The sequence below is a fragment of the Mycobacterium palustre genome, from assembly GCF_002101785.1.
GTDB classification, from domain to species: Bacteria; Actinomycetota; Actinomycetes; order Mycobacteriales; family Mycobacteriaceae; genus Mycobacterium; species Mycobacterium palustre.
Genome location: NZ_LQPJ01000109.1, coordinates 11562 through 30536 on the forward strand (window position 1 = coordinate 11562; position 18975 = coordinate 30536).

Genomic DNA, 18975 nt, shown 5'->3' on the forward strand with positions numbered 1-18975 from the left:
GGTGCCGTCAGGTAACAGGTTCCGGGGTCTAGTGAGGCACCGCGCCGGCGGCCGGCGCCGCGGCACCGGCGGCGGCCGGAAGCGCGCCTGCGGCGGCACCCGGTGCGGCGCCCGCGGCACCGGCCGCGCCCGGAACCGCGCCTGCGGCGGCCGGAGCCGCGCCCGCGGCGGCCGGAGCCGCGCCTGCGGCGGCACCCGGAAGCGCACCGGCGGCACCGGGCAGGGCCTTGGCGGCGCCGGGCAGGGCACCCGCCGCGCCCGGCAGCGCACCGGCGGCACCCGGCAGGGCCTTGGCGGCGCCGGGCACGGCACCCGCTGCGCCCGGCAGCGCGCCCGCGGCGCCCGGCAGGGCACCCGCGGCACCCGGGCCGCCCGCGGCGCCCTGCTGCACGCCCTGCATGATGGCCGGCATCACCAGCCCCTTGAGCAGGTCGATGGCCTGGCCGGCGCCTAACTGGTTGGCGGCCTGCATCACGTCGTTGACGAGCCCGCCGCCGCCCGAGCCGCCCCCGCTGGCGCCCCCGCCGGACGCGATCGGCGAGGTGCCGCCCAGCGTCGACGGGTCACCGAGGATCGGGTAGGTACCGCCCGCGCCGGGGTCGAGGCCGGTCTGCGAGTCGATCGGAACTTCGCTCGGCGTCAGCGTGGGGCTGCCCACGCCGGGCAGCGCGCCCGTCGGGCTGGTCAACCCCGGGTTGGACAGCGCCGGGTTGAGCCCGGCCGCCGGCGTGGTCGCCACCGCGCCAGGCGTGGGGGCGCCGGGCGTCGTGGGCGGCAGGCCGGGGCTCGCCAAAGACGGGCTCGCCACGCCGGGGCTCGTCAAACCGGGGCTGGTGAGGCCGGGGCTCGTCAGGCCCGGACTGGTGAGGCCCGGGCTGGTCAGCCCCGACGTGCCCAGTCCAGGGCTGGTCAGGCTCGGGGAAGCGGTGCCGCCACCGCCCAACGCGGGCACCGGCGGCAGGTTGATCCCGAACTGCGAAAGGCCCTGCGACAGCGCGCCCATCAGCTCGTTGGGCAAGTCGGCCATGACCGCCGCCTGCTTGAACTCGTGGTGCTCGGGTGGCTTGTTGCCGGCCGTGGACTCGTAAACGAGGAAGTATGCGCAAGGACTCGCGACTGCCAGGGCGGCGACCGCGCTCATGGCTGTCGAAAGCTTGCGTCGGCGTCGGTTCGGCACGGAAGTCTCCTCAATATCTGGACAACTTAATTCGAACTGCGGTTGTGTCGGCGTGTCCTGCCTGTCCTGTCCGGCATGATCCACACAGAGTTGATGGTACGAGTGAGAATGGTGTGACTAGAGTGCCGATATTGAATCGTGAGGCAATTGCGACCCCGACCGTGATGGCGGATCCGGGTGCCCGGGCGTCGCCAAATGGGTTCGGCCCGCGCGGTCGGATACCCTAAGCAACCGATGACCTCTCCTTCTAGTCGCTTTGACCTCCTCGTCGTCGGCTCCGGATTCTTCGGCCTGACCATCGCCGAGCGCGTGGCTACCCAGCTCGGGAAACGCGTGCTCGTCGTCGAACGCCGCCCGCACATCGGCGGCAACGCCTATTCCGAGGCCGAACCGCAGACCGGCATCGAGGTGCACAAGTACGGCGCCCACCTGTTCCACACCTCCAACAAGAGGGTCTGGGATTACGTGCGGCAGTTCACCGATTTCACCGACTATCGCCACCGCGTGTTCGCGATGCACAAGGGGCAGGCCTACCAGTTCCCGATGGGGCTGGGCCTGGTGTCGCAGTTTTTTGGCCGGTACTTCACCCCCGACGAGGCGCGGCGGCTGATCGCCGAGCAGGCCGCCGAGATCAAGACCGAGGACGCGCAGAACCTCGAGGAGAAGGCCATCTCGCTGATCGGGCGGCCGCTCTACGAGGCGTTCGTCAAGGGCTACACCGCCAAGCAGTGGCAGACCGACCCCGTCAAGCTGCCGGCCGCCGTCATCAACCGGCTGCCGGTGCGCTACACCTTCGACAACCGCTACTTCTCCGACACCTACGAGGGGCTGCCGGTCGACGGCTACACGGCGTGGCTGAACCGGATGGCCGACGACGACCGCATCGAAATCCGCACAAACACCGACTGGTTCGACGTGCGCGACCAGCTGCGCGCCGAGAGCCCCGACGCCCCCGTCGTGTACACCGGGCCGCTGGACCGCTACTTCGACTACGCCGAAGGACGGCTCGGCTGGCGCACCCTGGACTTCGAGGTGGAAGTGTTGCCCACCGGGGACTTTCAGGGCACGCCGGTGATGAACTACAACGACCTCGACGTGCCCTACACCCGCATCCACGAGTTCCGCCACTTCCACACCGAGCGGGACTACCCGAAGGACAAGACGGTGATCATGCGCGAGTACTCGCGGTTCGCCGGGGACGACGACGAGCCCTACTATCCGATCAACACCGAGGCCGACCGCGCCCTGTTGGCCGCCTATCGGGCGAGGGCGAAGTCCGAGACCGCGTCGTCGAAGGTGCTTTTCGGCGGCCGGCTGGGCACCTACCAATATCTGGATATGCACATGGCCATCGCCAGCGCACTGAACATGTTCGAAAACATTCTGGCGCCGCACCTTTGCGACGGCGCACCGCTTCTGCAAGAGGAGGGAGCAAGCGCATGACCGCGGTGAGCCTGCTCTCCCGCATCATCCTCCCGCGCCCGGGTGAACCCCTCGACGTACGCAAGCTGTACCTCGAGGAGTCGAGCACCAATGCCAAGCGCGCGCATGCGATTACGCGCACCACGCTGGAGATCGGGGCGGAGTCCGAGGTCTCGTTCGCCACGTACTTCAACGCCTTCCCGGCGAGCTACTGGCGGCGCTGGAGCATCTGCAAGTCGGTGGTGTTGCGGGTGGAGGTGACCGGCACCGGGCGCGTCGACGTCTACCGCACCAAGGCCACCGGCGCCCGGATCTTCATCGAGGGCCGCCCGTTCGCCGGCACCGGGGACGAGCCGCAGGTGCTCGAAGTCGAGGTGCCGCTAAAGCCTTTCGAGGACGGCGGCTGGATCTGGTTCGACGTCACCACCGACAGCAAGGTCACGCTGCTCGGCGGCGGTTGGTATGCGACCGAGCCCGCGCCGGGCACGGCCAACATCGCCGTCGGGATCCCGACCTTCAACCGCCCCGCCGACTGCGTCAACGCGCTGGCCGAACTCACCGCGGATCCGTTGGTGGACGAGGTGATCGGCGCGGTCATCGTGCCCGACCAGGGCGTGCGCAAGGTGCGCGACCACCCCGACTTCCCCGCCGCGGCCGCCCGGCTGGGTGACCGGCTGTCCATCCACGACCAGCCCAACCTCGGCGGCTCCGGCGGCTACAGCCGGGTGATGTACGAGGCGCTGAAAAACACCGACTGCCAACAGATCCTGTTCATGGACGACGACATCCGCATCGAGCCGGACTCGATTTTGCGGGTGCTGGCGATGCACCGCTTCGCGCGGAGTCCCATGCTGGTGGGCGGCCAGATGCTCAACCTGCAGGAGCCGTCGCACCTGCACATCATGGGTGAGGTGGTGGACCGGGACAACTTCATGTGGACCGCCGCGCCGCACGCCGAATACGACCACGACTTCGCCGCATATCCGCTCAACGACAACAACCCTCGAAGCAGGCTGCTGCACCGGCGCATCGACGTCGACTACAACGGCTGGTGGACGTGCATGATCCCGCGGCAGGTCGCCGAGGAATTGGGTCAGCCGCTGCCGCTGTTCATCAAGTGGGACGACGCCGACTACGGGCTGCGGGCCGCCGAGCGCGGCTACCCGACCGTGACGCTGCCGGGCGCGGCCATCTGGCACATGGCCTGGAGCGACAAGGACGACGCCATCGACTGGCAGGCCTACTTCCACCTGCGCAACCGGCTGGTCGTCGCCGCGATGCACTGGGACGGCGACGTCACCGGACTGGTCCGCAGCCACCTCAAGGCGACACTGAAACACCTTGCCTGCCTTGAATATTCGACGGTCGCCATCCAAAACCGGGCCATCGACGACTTCCTGGCCGGCCCCGAGCACATCTTCTCGATCCTAAAAAGCGCGCTGCCGGAAGTGCACCGGTTGCGCAAGGAGTACCCGGACGCGGTGGTGCTGCCCGCGGCCACCGAGCTGCCGCCGGCGCAGCACAAAACCAAGGCGATGAAGCCGCCGGTGAACCCCGTGTCGATCGGGTACCGGCTGGCGCGCGGGATCGCGCACAACATGACCAAGGCCGACCCGGAGGCCCACCGGCGCCCCGAGTACAACGTGCCGACCCAGGACGCGCGCTGGTTCCGGCTGTGCACGGTCGACGGCGTCACGGTGACGACCGCCGACGGGTGCGGCGTGGTCTACCGGCAGCGCGACCGGCGCAAGATGATCTCGCTGCTGTTGCAGTCGCTGCGCCGCCAGCGTCAGCTGCTGACCCGGTTCGACGAGATGCGTCGCGTGTACCGCGAGGCGCTGCCGGTGCTCTCCAGCAAGCAGAAGTGGGAGACGGCGCTGCTGCAGGCGGCCGAGCCTGCCCATGGCTGACACCGCCGCCACCGAGGCGCCGCGCGGCGAGGTGGCCGCGCTGGTCGCCGTCCAGTCGGCGCTGGCCGACCGGCCCGGCGTGCTGAGGGCGGCGCGGGGGCTTTCCCACTTCGGCGAGCACAGCATCGGCTGGTTGGCCGTGGCGCTGGTCGGCGCGCTGCTGATGCCGTCGCGGCGCGGCGACTGGCTGGCCGCCGGCGCCGGCTCGTTCGTCGCGCACGCCGCCGCCGTGCTGGTCAAGCGGCTGGTGCGGCGCCGCCGGCCGCACCACCCGGCCGTCGCCGTCAACGTCGGCACGCCCAGCCGGCTGAGCTTCCCCTCCGCGCACGCCACGTCCACCACGGCCGCGGCGATCCTGATGCGCCGGGCCACCGGGCTGCCCCTCCCGGCTGTCCTGATACCACCGATGGCGCTGTCGCGGATACTGCTGGGCGTGCACTATCCCAGCGACGTGGCCTTCGGCGTCGCCCTCGGCGCCGCCGTCGCGGGCATCGCGGAGCGAGGCGGCGAAAGGTTCCGAAAGGGGTGCGCCGAATGAGTGAAGACGTCGTGACCCGACCGCCGTCGAACCTGATCGTCGGCGTCGTCAAGGCCGTCCGTCCGCGCCAATGGGTCAAGAACGTCCTGGTGCTGGCCGCGCCGGTGGCCGGGCTGGGCAGCGGCGTCCGCTACAACTTCCTGCAGCTGGCGACGCAGATCGGCGTGGCGTTCGTGGTCTTCAGCCTGGCGGCGTCGTCGATCTACCTGGTCAACGACGTCCGCGACATCGCCGCCGACCGCGAGCACCCCACCAAGCGATTCCGGCCGATCGCGGCCGGCGTGGTGCCCGAGTGGCTGGCCTACGTCTTGGCGGTGTTTCTGGGCGTGACCTCCCTGGCCGTCGCGTGGTGGCTGACGCCGAACCTGGCGCTGGTGATGGCCGTCTACATCGCCATGCAGCTGGGCTACTGCTTCGGCCTCAAACACCAAGCGGTGATGGACATTTGCATCGTCTCGTCGGCGTATTTGCTGCGCGCCATCGCCGGCGGTGTCGCCACCGACATCCCGCTGTCGCAGTGGTTCCTGCTCTCGGCGGCGTTCGCGTCGCTGTTCATGGTCGCCGGCAAGCGCTACGCCGAGCTGCAGGTCGCCGAGCGCACCGGCGCGGCGATCCGCAAGTCGCTGGAAAGCTATACCAGTACCTACCTGCGGTTCGTCTGGACGATGTCGGCCACCGCGGTGGTGATGTGTTACGGGCTGTGGGCGTTCGAACGCGATCACCATTCGGGCTCCTGGTACGCGGTGTCGATGGTCCCGTTCACCATCGCGATCCTGCGCTACGCCGTGGACGTCGACGGCGGGCTCGCCGGGGAGCCCGAGGACATCGCGCTCCGCGACCGGGTGCTGCAGCTGCTGTTCGTGGCGTGGATCGCGACAATTGGGGCCGCGGTTGCCTTCGGCTAGTCCCTCACTGCAGGCGCTGAAGGCGGGGGTGCTGCGCCGCAGGCCGGCAATCCGGCGGGCCGGCCGGCCGCTGTTCCCGTATCCCACCGCGGCGCGGGCCAGCCTATGGATCGGCGTGGCGGTGGTCGCCGCCCTGTTCGCCTGGGGCGCCTGGCAGCGACGCTGGATCGCCGACGACGGCCTGATCGTGCTGCGCACCGTGCGCAATTTGCTCGCCGGCAACGGGCCGGTGTTCAACGAAGGCGAGCGGGTGGAGGCCAACACCTCGACGGCATGGACCTACCTGATGTACGTCGGGAGTTGGGTCGGCGGGCCGGTGCGCATGGAGTACGTCGCGTTGGCGCTGGCCCTGACGCTGTCGGTGCTCGGCGTGGCGCTGCTGATGCTGGGCGCGGGCCGCCTGTATGCGCCCAGCCTGCGGGGCCGCCGGGCGATCATGCTGCCCGCGGGGGCGCTCGTCTACATCGCCCTTCCGCCGGCGCGTGACTTTGCCACGTCCGGATTGGAGAGCGGCCTGACGCTGGCCTACCTGGGGTTGTTGTGGTGGATGATGGTGTGCTGGTCGCAGCCGGTGCGGGGGCGGGTGAACGGCCGGGCGTTCACCGCGGCGCTGGCCTTCGTCGCGGGCTTCAGCGTCCTGGTGCGTCCCGAGCTGGCGCTGATGGGTGGGCTGGCGTTGATCATGATGCTGATCGCGGCCCGCACCTGGCGCCGGCGCGCGCTGATCGTGGTGGCCGGCGGCTTCCTGCCGGTGGCCTACCAGATCTTCCGGATGGGTTACTACGGCCTGCTGGTCCCGGGGACCGCACTGGCCAAGGACGCGGCCGGGGACAAGTGGTCCCAGGGGATGATCTATCTGGCGAACTTCAACGCCCCCTACTCGGTGTGGATACCGGTGGCGCTGCTGGTGCCGCTCGGGGTGCTGCTGGTGGTCTCCCGCCGCCACCCCGCCTTCCTTCGCCCGCTCCCGGCGCCCGACTACGGCCGCCTGGCCCGGGCGGTCCAAAGTCCGCCCGCCGCAGTGGCATTCGTCCTCGTCAGCGGGCTGCTGCAGGCGCTCTACTGGATCCGGCAGGGCGGCGATTTCATGCACGGCCGGGTCTTGCTCGCGCCGCTGTTTTGTTTGCTGGCCCCGGTCGCGGTGGTGCCGGTGATGACGCCCGACGGGGTGGACTATTCGCGGGAGACGGGCTATTGGGTGGCCGGTGTGACCGGCGCGCTGTGGCTGGGCGTCGCGGGCTGGTCTTTGTGGGCAGCAAACTCGCCCGGGATGGGTGACGACGCCACCCACGTCACCTACTCCGGGATCGTCGACGAGCGCCGCTTCTACGCGCAGGCCACCGGGCACGCGCACCCGCTGACCGCCGCGGACTACCTCGACTACCCGCGGATGGCCGCCGTGCTGACCACGCTCGACAACACCCCGGACGGGGCGTTGCTGCTGCCCTCCGGCAACTACATCCAGTGGGACCTGGTGCCCATGGCGCGCCCGGCGCCCGGGGCGGCCCCGGGCGGCCAGGAGCCCCAGAAGCCGCAGCACACAGTGTTCTTCACCAACCTCGGCATGGTCGGGATGAACGTCGGCCTGGATGTCAGGGTGATCGACCAGATCGGGCTGGCAAACCCGCTCGCCCAGCACACCGAACGGTTGAAGCACGGCCGGATCGGGCATGACAAGAACCTGTTCCCGGACTGGGTGATCGCCGACGGCCCGTGGGTGAAGCTGTACCCGGGGATTCCGGGCTATTTGGACGACAACTGGGTCGCCCAGGCGGTGGCGGCGCTGCAGTGCCCGGAGACCAAGGCGGTGCTGGCGTCGGTGCGCGCCCCAATGTCATTGCATCGCTTCGTGTCCAACTTCTTGCACTCCTATGAGTTCACCAAGTACCGGATCGACCGGGTGCCGCTCTACGAGCTGGCCCGGTGCGGTCTTCCGATCCCCGAGCCCGCTCCGCCGCCCCCGCGGGAGTGAGGGGCCGGAAAGCGAAAGATTTTTTCGCCGCCGCCCCGACGGTGCGCCGCGGGCCCCCGGGAAATTGCCAGCAACTTCACATCTGCGCTCGACCAGTGTGCAACGGCCGCCCGGCACATGCAAAAACGCGGATCCGCGGACCCGTTGGTGGCCCGAAAATCGTTGGGGACGACGGCCAAATGCGGGTTTGCCCGGCGGGCTCGATGAGAGCGGACGACCCAACGTGTGGTTGACTACACGAGCACTGCTGCGCCGACGGCCGGAACTCGGGTAAGGCGTATGCGGTACGACCCAATTTCGAGGATGCGCCTAATCGCGCCAAATCGGAGGAACGCGCCGAAAGGCCGCAAGAAGGATGAGGAAAGCAAGGATGACGCTTGTCGACAGGTTTCGGGGCGCCGTGGCTCGCATGCCGCGCCGGCTCGTGATCGGGGCCGCCGCTGCGGCCCTGCTATCGGGTCTGATCGGTGCCGTGGGGGGCTCGGCGACTGCTGGCGCGTTCTCGCGCCCGGGTCTGCCGGTGGAATACCTGCAGGTGCCCTCGGCCGCGATGGGCCGCGATATCAAGGTCCAGTTCCAAAGCGGCGGCGCCAACGCTCCCGCGCTGTACCTGCTCGACGGCATGCGCGCGCAGGACGACTTCAACGGCTGGGACATCAACACCCCGGCGTTCGAGTGGTACAACCAGTCGGGCCTCGCCGTGGTGATGCCGGTCGGCGGGCAGTCGAGCTTCTACTCCGACTGGTACAAGCCCGCCTGCGGTAAGGCCGGCTGCACCACCTACAAGTGGGAAACCTTCCTGACCAGCGAGCTGCCGGCCTACCTGTCGGCCAACAAGCAGGTCCGGGCGACCAACAACGCCGCCGTCGGCCTGTCGATGGCCGGGTCGTCGGCGCTGATCCTGGCCGCTTACCACCCGAACCAGTTCGTCTACGCCGGCTCGCTGTCGGCGCTGCTGGACCCGTCGCAGGGCATGGGCCCGTCGCTGATCGGCCTCGCCATGGGTGACGCCGGCGGATACAAGGCCTCGGACATGTGGGGTCCCAAGGAGGACCCGGCCTGGGCGCGCAACGACCCGTCGCTGCAGGTCGGCAAGCTGGTCGCCAACAACACCCGGATCTGGGTGTACTGCGGTAACGGCAAGCCGTCGGACCTCGGTGGCGACAACCTGCCCGCCAAGTTCCTCGAGGGCTTCGTGCGGACCTCCAACCTGAAGTTCCAGGACGCCTACAACGCCGCCGGTGGCCACAACGCGGTGTGGAACTTCGACGCCAACGGCACGCACGACTGGCCCTACTGGGGTGCGCAGCTGCAGGCCATGAAGCCGGACCTGCAGGCGACGCTGGGCGCCACCCCCGGCGCCGGCCCGGCCACCGCGAGCAACGCGGGCAACCAGGGCGGCTAGCCCTAAGCAACACGACGGCGGCGGCGATCCCCTTGCGGATCGCCGCCGCCGCTCTGTCTCGACGGGTGTGGTCTATTTCACTACCCGCGGGCCGGTCGCCCCGCGGCGCTGGTTAATGTGCACACAGCGACTAGACGATGGAGGGTGGACATGAGGGTCGTACGGGGTCTGTCAGCGCTGCTGCGGGTTTTCTGCCTCACCGCCCTGTCGGTCGGGATGGCCGTGGCCGTCACGACGGCCTCCACCGGCAAGGCCCGGGCCGCCGGCTACGAGAGCCTGATGGTCCCGTCGGCCGCGATGGGCCGCGACATCCCGGTGGCCTTTCTGGCCGGCGGCCCCCACGCGGTCTATCTGCTGGACGCCTTCAACGCGGCCCCGGACGTCAGCAACTGGGTGACCGCGGGCAACGCGATGAACACGCTCGCCGGCAAGGGCATCTCGGTGGTGGCACCCGCGGGCGGGGCCTACAGCATGTACACCAACTGGGAGCAGGACGGCAGCAAGCAGTGGGACACCTTCCTGTCCAGCGAGCTGCCCAACTGGCTGGCCGCCAACAAAGGCCTGGCGCCCGGCGGCCACGCCGCCGTCGGCGCCGCGCAGGGCGGTTACGGGGCGATGGCGCTGGCCACCTTCCACCCCGACCGCTTCGGCTTCGCCGGCTCCCTGTCCGGGATCCTGTACCCGGCGAGCACCAACTACAACGGCGCCATCCTGGCGGGCCTGCAGCAGTGGGGCGGCATCGACGGCAACGGGATGTGGGGCGCCCCGCAGCTGGGCCGGTGGAAGTGGCACGACCCCTGGGTGCACGCGTCGCTGCTGGCGCAGAACAACACCCGCGTGTGGGTCTTCAGCCCGACGAACACGGGCGGCGACGACGCCGCCATGATCGGCCAGGCGGCCGCCGCGATGGGCAGCTCGCGGGAGTTCTACCAGCAATACCGCAGCGTCGGGGGCCACAACGGCCACTTCGACCTGGGCGGCGGCGACAACGGCTGGGGCTCGTGGTCGGGCCAGCTGGCCGCCATGTCGGGCGACATCGTCGGTGCCATCCGCTAATTCGACCGCTGCCGATCGCGTCCGCGCCGCCCCGCGGCCCCGGGCGGGGCCGGTACCGTGTAGTGGCCAGCGCTTGACGCCAGGATTTCGACCCCCCGCCAGGAGACCATGACCACCAACGCCCGGCGCAAGCGCCACCGAATACTCGCCTGGATCGCCGCCCTCTCGGTGGCCGGCGTCGTGTTGTTGGTCCTTTTGGCCGTAGTGACGCTGCTGCGCAGCCACGAAACGCCGCCCAGCGCGGTTCCGCCCGGCGTGCTGCCGCCCCCGTCGACGACCGCCCACCCCCACAAGCCGCGGCCCTCCTCCCAGGACGCGTCGTGCCCCGACGTGCAGCTGATCAACGTCCCGGGCACCTGGGAGTCTTCCCCCCAGGACGACCCGCAAAGCCCGGCGCAATTCCCGAATGCCTTGCTGCACAAGGTGACCGCGGAGCTGTCGGGGCAGTTCCCGTCGTCGCGGCTGCAGACCTACACCACCCCGTACACCGCGCAGTTCCACAACCCGTTAAGCGGTGACGCCCAGATGTCCTACAACGAGAGCCGGGCCGAGGGCACCCGCGCGACGGTCCAGGCGATGACCGACATGAACAACAAGTGCCCGCTGACCAGCTACGTGCTGATGGGCTTCTCCCAGGGCGCGGTGATCGCCGGCGACATCGCCAGCGACATCGGCAACGGCCGCGGACCCGTCGACGACGACCTGGTGCTGGGTGTGACGTTGATCGCCGACGGCCGCCGGCAGCAGGGCGTGGGCAACGACGTCGGGCCCGACCCGCCGGGCGAGGGGGCGGAGGTCACCCTGCACGAGGTTCCGGTGCTGTCCGGGCTGGGCCTGACCATGACCGGCGCGCGGCCGGGCGGCTTCGGCGCGCTGAACAACAAGACGAACGAGATCTGCGCTCCGGGCGACCTCATCTGCGCGGCGCCGAACGAGGCATTCAGCGTGGCCAACCTGCCGAACACGCTCAACACGCTGGCGGGCGGCGCCGGCCAGCCGGTGCACGCCCTCTACGCCACCACACAGTTCTGGAGCCTGGACGGGGCACCCGCGACCGACTGGACGTTGAACTGGGCCCGCGGGCTCATCGAAAACGCGCCGCACCCCAAGCATGGGTAGGCGCCGCCGGCAAATCCGGACGGTGGACACAGCCCCGCCAAGCCGGTCGCAAAACGGCATCGGCGGTACCTTGAGATTTGGCCTGCCGCTAGGCGGCCCTTAACATTAAGAGAAATTTAAGAGCAATCAGCACCTTGTTGCGGGCCCGATCGGGTCGAAGCGGGCGGGGACTGGCACCGGGCGGCGCTCCCTGAGCGTGGACCGCGCGAGGACCGCCTTGTGTATAGAGGTATTCGTCGGCACCGCCGACACCGAGATGTGACCGTCGGCCGGGCCGACCGGATGAGTGCGACAGGAGAGCGGTATGGCGTACCACAACCCGTTCATCGTGAACGGGAAGATCAGGTTTCCCGATAACCTCAACCTGGCTCGGCACATCGAGCGGTGGGCGTCGGTGCGCCAAGACAAGCTCATCTACCGGTTCCTGGACTTTTCCACCGAACGCGACGGCGTCGCCCGCGACATCTCGTGGCGCGACTTCAGCCAGCGCAACCGCGCTGTGGCGGCGCGCCTGCAGCAGGTCACCCAGCCCGGCGACCGCGTCGCCATCCTGTGCCCGCAGAACATCGACTACCTGGTCTCCTTCTTCGGCACCGTCTACGCCGGCCGGATCGCGGTGCCGCTGTTCGACCCGAGCGAGCCGGGACACGTCGGCCGGCTGCACGCGGTGCTCGACGACTGCAGCCCGTCGACGATCCTGACCACGACCGACTCCGCCGAGGGCGTGCGCAAGTTCTTCCGCAGCCGCCCGGCCAAGGAGCGCCCACGCGTCGTGGCCGTCGACGCGGTGCCCGACGAGGTCGCCTCCACCTGGGTGGAACCGACGTCGAACCGCGAGACCATCGCCTACCTGCAGTACACCTCCGGCTCCACCCGCACGCCCACGGGCGTCAAGATCAGCCACCTCAACCTGCCCACCAACGTGGTCCAGGTGCTCAACGCGCTGTCCATGAAGGGCCGGGAGAACGACCGCGGGGTGAGCTGGCTGCCGTTCTTCCACGACATGGGCTTGATCACGGTCATGCTCTCGCCGGTGTTCGGCCACCACATGACGTTCATGACGCCGGCGGCGTTCGTGCGCCGGCCCAGCCGCTGGATTCGCGCCATGGCGCGCAGCGAGGACGAGGACGGCGAGGTGTACTCGGTGGCGCCGAACTTCGCGTTCGAGCACGCCGCGCTGCGGGGCGCGCCGAAGGACGGCGAGCCGCCGCTCGACCTGAGCAACGTCAGCGGCATCCTCAACGGCAGCGAGCCGGTGTCGCCGGCCTCGATGCGCAAGTTCTACGAGGCGTTCAAGCCGTACGGCCTGCGCGAGGCGGCCATCAAGCCGTCCTACGGGCTCGCCGAGGCGACCCTGTTCGTGTCCACCACCCCGATGGACGAAGCGCCGCTGGTCATCCACGTCGACCGCGAGGCGCTCAACGAGCACCGGTTCGTCGAGGTGGGCGCCGACGCCCCCAACGCCGTCGCGCAGGTGTCCGCCGGCGTGATCGGCGTCGACGAGTGGGCGGTGATCGTCGACACCGACACGGCCACCGAATTGCCCGACGGGCAGATCGGCGAGATCTGGCTGCACGGCAACAACATGGGCCTGGGCTACTGGAACAAGGAACAGGAGACCCAGGAGACGTTCCGCAACATCCTCAAGTCGCGCACCAACCCGTCGCACGCCGAGGGGGCGCCCGACGACGGCCTGTGGGTCCGCACCGGCGACTACGGCACCTTCTACAAGGGCAACCTCTACATCACCGGGCGCATCAAGGACCTGGTCATCATCGACGGCCGCAACCACTACCCGCAGGACCTGGAGTACTCGGCGCAGGAGGCCAACAAGGCGTTGCGCGTCGGCTACGTGGCCGCGTTCTCGGTGCCGGCCAACCAGCTGCCCCGGGAAGTGTTCGACAACCCGCACGCCGGCATCAAGTACGACCCGGACGACACCTCCGAGCAACTGGTCATCGTCGCCGAGCGCGCCGCCGGCGCGCACAAGCTGGACTACCAGCCGATCGCCGACGACATCCGGGCCGCCATCGCGGTGCGCCACGGCGTGACCGTCCGCGACCTGCTGCTGGTGCAGGCCGGCCTGATCCCGCGCACGTCCAGTGGCAAGATCGGCCGCCGCGCCTGCCGCGCCGCCTACCTCGACGGCAGCCTGCGCAGCGGCATCGGCTCGCCCACCGTTTTTGCCACCGGCAACTGAACCCCTTACGAAAATGGCTGACACAGAGACTGATTCCGGACAAGTTTCCGCATCCGAAGGCTCCACCGAGAACGAGCGGCGCATAACAACCGTCGCCGAGATGCGCGAGTGGCTGCGCAACTACGTGGCCAAGTGCACCGGGCAGTCGCCCGACAACATCGACGAGTCGGTGCCGATGGTGGAGCTCGGCCTGTCGTCGCGCGACGCGGTGGCGATGGCCGCCGATATCGAGGACCTGACCGGCGTCACGCTGTCGGTCGCGGTCGCGTTCCAGCACCCGACGATCGAGTCGCTGGCGACCCGCATCATCGAGGGCGAGCCCGAGGCGGACACCAGCGGCGACGGCAACACCGACTGGTCGCGCACCGGCCCGGCCGAGCGCGTCGACATCGCGGTGGTGGGGCTGTCTACCCGGCTGCCCGGGGACATGAACAGCCCCGACGAAACCTGGCAGGCCCTGATGGAGGGCCGCGACGCCATCACCGACCTGCCCGAGGGCCGGTGGTCGGAATTCTTCGAGGAGCCGCGGCTGGCCGAGCGGATCGAAAAGGCCCGCACCCGCGGCGGCTACCTCAAGGACATCAAGGGCTTCGACTCGGAGTTCTTCGCCGTCGCCAAGACCGAGGCCGACAACATCGACCCGCAGCAGCGGATGGCGCTGGAGCTGACCTGGGAGGCGCTCGAGCACGCCCGCATCCCGGCGTCGAGCCTGCGCGGCAAGCCCGTCGGCGTCTACATCGGCGTCTCCAACAACGACTACGGCTTCCTGGCGGTGTCCGACCCGACCGTCGCGCACCCCTACGCCATCACGGGCAACGCGACCTCGATCGTGCCCAACCGGGTCTCGTATTTCTATGACTTCCGCGGGCCGTCGGTCGCCGTCGACACCGCGTGCTCGAGCTCGCTGGTTGCCATCCACCAGGCCGTGCAGGCCCTGCGCAACGGCGAGGCCGACGTCGCGGTCGCCGGCGGCGTCAACGCGCTGCTCACCCCGGCGGTCACGCTCGGTTTCGACGAGATCGGCGCGGTGCTGGCCCCCGACGGCCGGATCAAGTCGTTCTCCTCGGACGCCGACGGCTACACCCGCTCCGAGGGCGGCGGCATGCTGGTGCTCAAGCGGGTCGACGACGCCCGCCGCGACGGCGACCAGATCCTGGCGGTGATCGCCGGCAGCGCGGTCAACCACGACGGCCGGTCCAACGGCCTGATCGCCCCCAACCAGGACGCGCAGGCCGAGGTGCTGCGCCGCGCCTACAAGGACGCCGGCATCGACCCGCGCACCGTCGACTACATCGAGGCGCACGGCACCGGCACCGTCCTCGGCGACCCGATCGAGGCCGAGGCGCTCGGCCGCGTCGTCGGCCGGGGCCGCCCGGCCGACCGCCCGGCGCTGCTGGGTGCGGTGAAAACCAACGTCGGGCACATGGAGTCGGCCGCGGGCGCGGCCAGCATGGCCAAGGTGGTGCTGGCGCTGCAGCACGGCAAGTTGCCGCCGTCCCTCAACTTCGCCGGCCCCAGCCCTTACATCGACTGGGACAACGTGCACCTGAAGGTGGTCGACCAGCCCACCGACTGGCCCCGCTACGGCGGCTACGCGCTGGCCGGGGTGTCCAGCTTCGGGTTCGGCGGCGCCAACGCGCACGTGGTGGTGCGCGAGGTCCTGCCGCGCGACGTGACCGAGCGGGAGCCCGAACCCGAACCCGAGGCGAAGGCCGAGGCCCCCCACGCGAGCGAGGCGCCCAGCTTCGAGGGTCAGTCGTTGCGGTTCGACGAGTACGGCGAAATCCTCAGCGACGCGCCCACAGCAGAGGCAGAGCCCGACCTGCCGGGCCTCACCGAGGAGGCCCTGCGGCTCAAGCAGGCCGCGCTGGAAGAGCTTGCCGCGCAGGAGCTTCCGCCGCCGGTGATCCCGCTTGCGGTGTCGGCGTTCCTGACCTCCCGCAAGAGGGCCGCGGCCGCCGAGCTGGCGGACTGGATGGAAAGCCCCGAGGGCCAGGCGTCGTCGCTGGAATCGATCGGCCGGGCGCTGTCGCGGCGCAACCACGGCCGCTCCCGCTCGATCGTGCTCGCCCACAACCACGAGGAGGCCATCAAGGGCCTGCGCGCGGTCGCCGAGGGCAAGCAGCGGCCGGGCGTGTTCAGCGTCGACGGGCCGGTGACCAACGGGCCGGTGTGGGTGCTCGCCGGGTTCGGCGCGCAGCACCGCAAGATGGGCAAGAGCCTGTATTTGCGCAACGAGGTCTTCGCCCAGTGGATCGAGAAGGTCGACGCGCTGATCCAGGACGAGCTGGGCTACTCGGTGCTCGAGCTGATCCTCGACGACTCCCAGGACTACGGCATCGAGACCACCCAGGTCACCATCTTCGCGATCCAGATCGCGCTGGGTGAGCTGCTCAAGCACCACGGCGCCAAGCCCGCCGCGGTGGTCGGCCAGTCGCTGGGCGAGGCCGCGTCGGCGTACTTCGCCGGCGGGCTGTCGCTGCGCGACGCCACCCGGGCCATCTGCTCGCGCTCACACTTGATGGGCGAGGGCGAGGCCATGCTGTTCGGCGAGTACATCCGGCTGATGGCGCTGGTGGAGTACTCCGCCGAGGAGATCAAGACGGTGTTCTCCGACTTCCCCGACCTCGAGGTGTGCGTCTACGCCGCGCCCACCCAGACCGTCATCGGCGGACCGCCCGAGCAGGTGGACGCGATCATCGCCCGCGCGGAATCCGAGGGCAAGTTCGCCCGCAAGTTCCAGACCAAGGGCGCCAGCCACACCTCGCAGATGGACCCGCTGCTGGGCGAGCTGGCCGCGGAGCTGCAGGGCATCACGCCGATGAGCCCGACGGTGGGGATCTTCTCGACCGTGCACGAGGGCAGCTACATCAAGCCGGGCGGCGAGCCGATCCACGACGTGGAGTACTGGAAGAAGGGGCTGCGGCACAGCGTCTACTTCACCCACGGCATCCGCAACGCGGTCGACAGCGGGCACACCACCTTCGTGGAGCTGGCCCCCAACCCGGTGGCGCTGATGCAGGTGGGCCTGACCACGGCGGCGGCCGGGCTGCACGACGCCCAGCTGATCCCGACGCTGGCCCGCAAGCAAGACGACGTCGAGTCGATGATCTCGGCGATGGCCCAGCTCTACGTCTACGGCCACGACCTGGACATCTGGACCCTGTTCACCCGGGCCAGCGGGCCGTCCGACTACGCCAACATCCCGCCGACGAGGTTCAAGCGCAAGGAGCACTGGCTCGACGTGCACGTCGCGTCGGGCAGCGGCGCTGCCATCATGCCGGGCAACCACGTCGCGCTGCCGGACGGCCGCCACGTGTGGGAGTACGCGCCCCGCGGCATGACCGACCTGCCCGGTCTGGTGAAAGCCGCTGCCGCCCAAGTCCTTCCGGACGCGACGTTGGCGGCGGCCGAGCAGCGCGCGGTGCCCGGCGAGGGCGCCCGCCTGGTGACGACGCTGACCCGCCATCCCGGCGGCGCCTCGGTGCAGGTGCACGCCCGCGTCGACGAGTCCTTCACGCTGGTGTACGACGCGCTGGTGACCCGCGGCGGATCCGGCGCCGCGCTGCCCGCGGCGGTCGGCGCCGGCACCGCGATCGCCTCCGCGGCGGCCCCGGCCGCGCCGGAAGCGCCAGCCGAGGAACCCGGCGCCGAGACGCTGTCCGACAGCCTGACCAGCCGCTACATGCCCAGCGGCATGACCAGATGGTCACCGGACTCCGGTGAGACCATCGGCGAGCGGCTGGGCCTGATCGTCGGGTCGGCGATGGGCTATGAGCCCGAGGACCTGCCGTGGGAGGTGCCGCTGATCGAGCTGGGCCTGGACTCGCTGATGGCGGTGCGGATCAAGAACCGCGTCGAGTACGACTTCGACCTGCCGCCGATCCAGCTGGCCGCCGTGCGCGACGCCAACCTCTACAACGTCGAGAAGCTGATCGAGTACGCGGTCGAGCACCGCGACGAGGTCGAGCAGCTGCACGAGTACCAGAAGACGCAGACGGCCGAGGAGATCGCCAGGGCCCAAGCCGAATTGATCAGCGGCGCCACCCCCGCCAGCGTGCTGGCGCCGGCGTCCGACGTTCCGGTCCCGCCGCCGCCGACGGACCCGTCGGGCCCCGCGGCGAACGGCCAGCTGAACCAGGAGGCGGTCGCCAAGGCGCTGAACTCCGACGTGCCGCCGCGCGACGCCGCCGAGCGGGTCACGTTCGCCACGTGGGCGATCGTCACCGGCAAGTCGCCGGGCGGCATCTTCAACCCGCTGCCCAAGCTGGACGCCGACGCCGCCGCCAAGATGGCGCAGCGGCTTTCCGAACGCGCGGACGGGCCGATCACCGCCGAGGACGTGCTGGCGTCGGAGAACATCGAGGCGCTGGCCGACAAGGTTCGCCAGTACCTGGAGGCCGGTGTGGTCGACGGCTTCGTCCGCACCCTGCGGGCGCGTCCCGAGGGCAGCACGAGGGCCCCGGTGTTCGTGTTCCACCCGGCCGGCGGGTCGACGGTGGTCTACGAGCCGCTGCTCAACCGGCTGCCCGCCGACACCCCGATGTACGGCTTCGAGCGGGTCGAGGGAACCATCGAGGAGCGTGCGGCGCAGTACGTGCCGAAGTTGATCGAGATGCAGGGCGACGGGCCCTACATCCTGGCCGGCTGGTCGCTGGGCGGGGTGCTGGCCTACGCGTGCGCCATCGGGCTCAAGCGGATGGGCAAGGACGTCGAGTGGGTCGGCCTGATCGACGCGGTGCGCGCCGGCGAGGAGATCCCGCAGACCAAGGAGGAGATCCGCAAGCGCTGGGACCGCTACGCCCGGTTCGCCGAGAAGACGTTCAACGTCACCATCCCGGAGATCCCCTACGAGCAGCTCGAGGAGCTCGACGACGAGGGCCAGGTCCGGCTGGTCCTCGACGCGGTCAAGGCGAGCGGGGTGCAGATCCCGGCCGGGATCATCGAGCACCAGCGCACGTCGTACCTGGACAACCGGGCCATCGACACCGCCCAGATCCAGCCGTACGACGGCCACGTCACCCTGTACATGGCGGATCGCTACCATGACGACGCGATCATGTTCGAGCCGCGCTACGCCACCCGCAAGCCGGACGGCGGCTGGGGCGAGTGGGTTTCGGACCTCGAGGTGGTGCCGATCGGTGGCGAGCACATTCAGGCCATCGACGAGCCGATCATCGCCAAGGTCGGGGCGCACATGACCCAGGCGCTCAACAGGATCGAGGCGGAACTCCAGCAGGCCAAGTCAGGACAAGGTAGGTAGGCAAGTAG

The 18975-nt window shown here is 69.8% G+C and carries 10 protein-coding genes and 1 pseudogene; 10 read left to right on the top strand and 1 reads right to left on the bottom strand.

Going from position 1 to position 18975, the window contains the following annotated elements:
* Positions 1-274: 274 nt before the first annotated feature.
* Positions 275-1177: pseudogene (locus tag AWC19_RS29230) on the bottom strand (PirG); the annotation flags it as partial.
* A 195-nt stretch (positions 1178-1372) separates the two neighbouring features.
* Between AWC19_RS29230 and glf the strand changes: the two are divergent.
* The 10 genes from glf to pks13 all read left to right on the top strand — a co-directional run bounded on the left by glf (position 1373) and on the right by pks13 (position 18967).
* Positions 1373-2620: a UDP-galactopyranose mutase gene (gene glf, locus AWC19_RS16025; RefSeq protein ID WP_142281235.1), complete on the top strand. Its 1248-nt coding sequence runs from the start codon at positions 1373-1375 to the stop codon at positions 2618-2620.
* Positions 2617-4509 carry a glycosyltransferase gene (locus AWC19_RS16030; RefSeq protein WP_085079048.1) on the top strand — a complete coding sequence of 631 codons (1893 nt, stop codon included), beginning with the start codon at positions 2617-2619 and terminating at the stop codon, positions 4507-4509. The genes glf and AWC19_RS16030 overlap by 4 nt, the downstream gene beginning before the upstream one ends.
* Positions 4502-5047, top strand: coding sequence for a phosphatase PAP2 family protein (locus tag AWC19_RS16035; RefSeq protein ID WP_211284938.1), 546 nt, complete (start codon positions 4502-4504; stop codon positions 5045-5047). The genes AWC19_RS16030 and AWC19_RS16035 overlap by 8 nt, the downstream gene beginning before the upstream one ends.
* Positions 5044-5952, top strand: a complete 909-nt coding sequence (locus AWC19_RS16040; protein WP_085079049.1) for a decaprenyl-phosphate phosphoribosyltransferase — start codon at positions 5044-5046, stop codon at positions 5950-5952. The genes AWC19_RS16035 and AWC19_RS16040 overlap by 4 nt, the downstream gene beginning before the upstream one ends.
* Complete coding sequence (gene aftB, locus AWC19_RS16045; RefSeq protein WP_276043513.1) at positions 5939-7924, top strand: terminal beta-(1->2)-arabinofuranosyltransferase; 1986 nt, start codon at positions 5939-5941, stop codon at positions 7922-7924. The genes AWC19_RS16040 and aftB overlap by 14 nt, the downstream gene beginning before the upstream one ends.
* A 370-nt stretch (positions 7925-8294) precedes the next feature.
* On the top strand, positions 8295-9329 hold the full coding sequence (ag85A, locus tag AWC19_RS16050; RefSeq protein ID WP_085079051.1) for a diacylglycerol acyltransferase/mycolyltransferase Ag85A: 1035 nt from the start codon (positions 8295-8297) through the stop codon (positions 9327-9329).
* Between the two features lie 150 nt (positions 9330-9479).
* Complete coding sequence (locus tag AWC19_RS16055) at positions 9480-10385, top strand: esterase family protein (RefSeq protein WP_085079052.1); 906 nt, start codon at positions 9480-9482, stop codon at positions 10383-10385.
* A 108-nt stretch (positions 10386-10493) separates the two neighbouring features.
* Positions 10494-11504 carry a carboxylesterase Culp6 gene (gene culp6, locus AWC19_RS16060; RefSeq protein WP_085079053.1) on the top strand — a complete coding sequence of 337 codons (1011 nt, stop codon included), beginning with the start codon at positions 10494-10496 and terminating at the stop codon, positions 11502-11504.
* A gap of 304 nt (positions 11505-11808) precedes the next feature.
* The gene (gene fadD32, locus AWC19_RS16065; RefSeq protein WP_085079054.1) at positions 11809-13704 is read left to right on the top strand and encodes a long-chain-fatty-acid--AMP ligase FadD32; all 1896 of its coding nucleotides are present in this window, start codon (positions 11809-11811) and stop codon (positions 13702-13704) included.
* Positions 13705-13717: 13 nt separating this feature from the next.
* The gene (gene pks13, locus AWC19_RS16070) at positions 13718-18967 is read left to right on the top strand and encodes a polyketide synthase Pks13 (protein ID WP_085079055.1); all 5250 of its coding nucleotides are present in this window, start codon (positions 13718-13720) and stop codon (positions 18965-18967) included.
* Positions 18968-18975: the final 8 nt, after the last annotated feature.

Excerpts from the sequence above, each read along its gene's own strand:
- glf (WP_142281235.1), top strand. The coding sequence starts at position 1,373 with ATGGGTTCGGCCCGCGCGGTCGGATACCCTAAGCAACCGATGACCTCT.
- AWC19_RS16030 (WP_085079048.1), top strand. The coding sequence starts at position 2,617 with ATGACCGCGGTGAGCCTGCTCTCCCGCATCATCCTCCCGCGCCCGGGT.
- AWC19_RS16035 (WP_211284938.1), top strand. The coding sequence starts at position 4,502 with ATGGCTGACACCGCCGCCACCGAGGCGCCGCGCGGCGAGGTGGCCGCG.
- AWC19_RS16040 (WP_085079049.1), top strand. The coding sequence starts at position 5,044 with ATGAGTGAAGACGTCGTGACCCGACCGCCGTCGAACCTGATCGTCGGC.
- ag85A (WP_085079051.1), top strand. The coding sequence starts at position 8,295 with ATGACGCTTGTCGACAGGTTTCGGGGCGCCGTGGCTCGCATGCCGCGC.
- AWC19_RS16055 (WP_085079052.1), top strand. The coding sequence starts at position 9,480 with ATGAGGGTCGTACGGGGTCTGTCAGCGCTGCTGCGGGTTTTCTGCCTC.
- culp6 (WP_085079053.1), top strand. The coding sequence starts at position 10,494 with ATGACCACCAACGCCCGGCGCAAGCGCCACCGAATACTCGCCTGGATC.
- fadD32 (WP_085079054.1), top strand. The coding sequence starts at position 11,809 with ATGGCGTACCACAACCCGTTCATCGTGAACGGGAAGATCAGGTTTCCC.
- pks13 (WP_085079055.1), top strand. The coding sequence starts at position 13,718 with ATGGCTGACACAGAGACTGATTCCGGACAAGTTTCCGCATCCGAAGGC.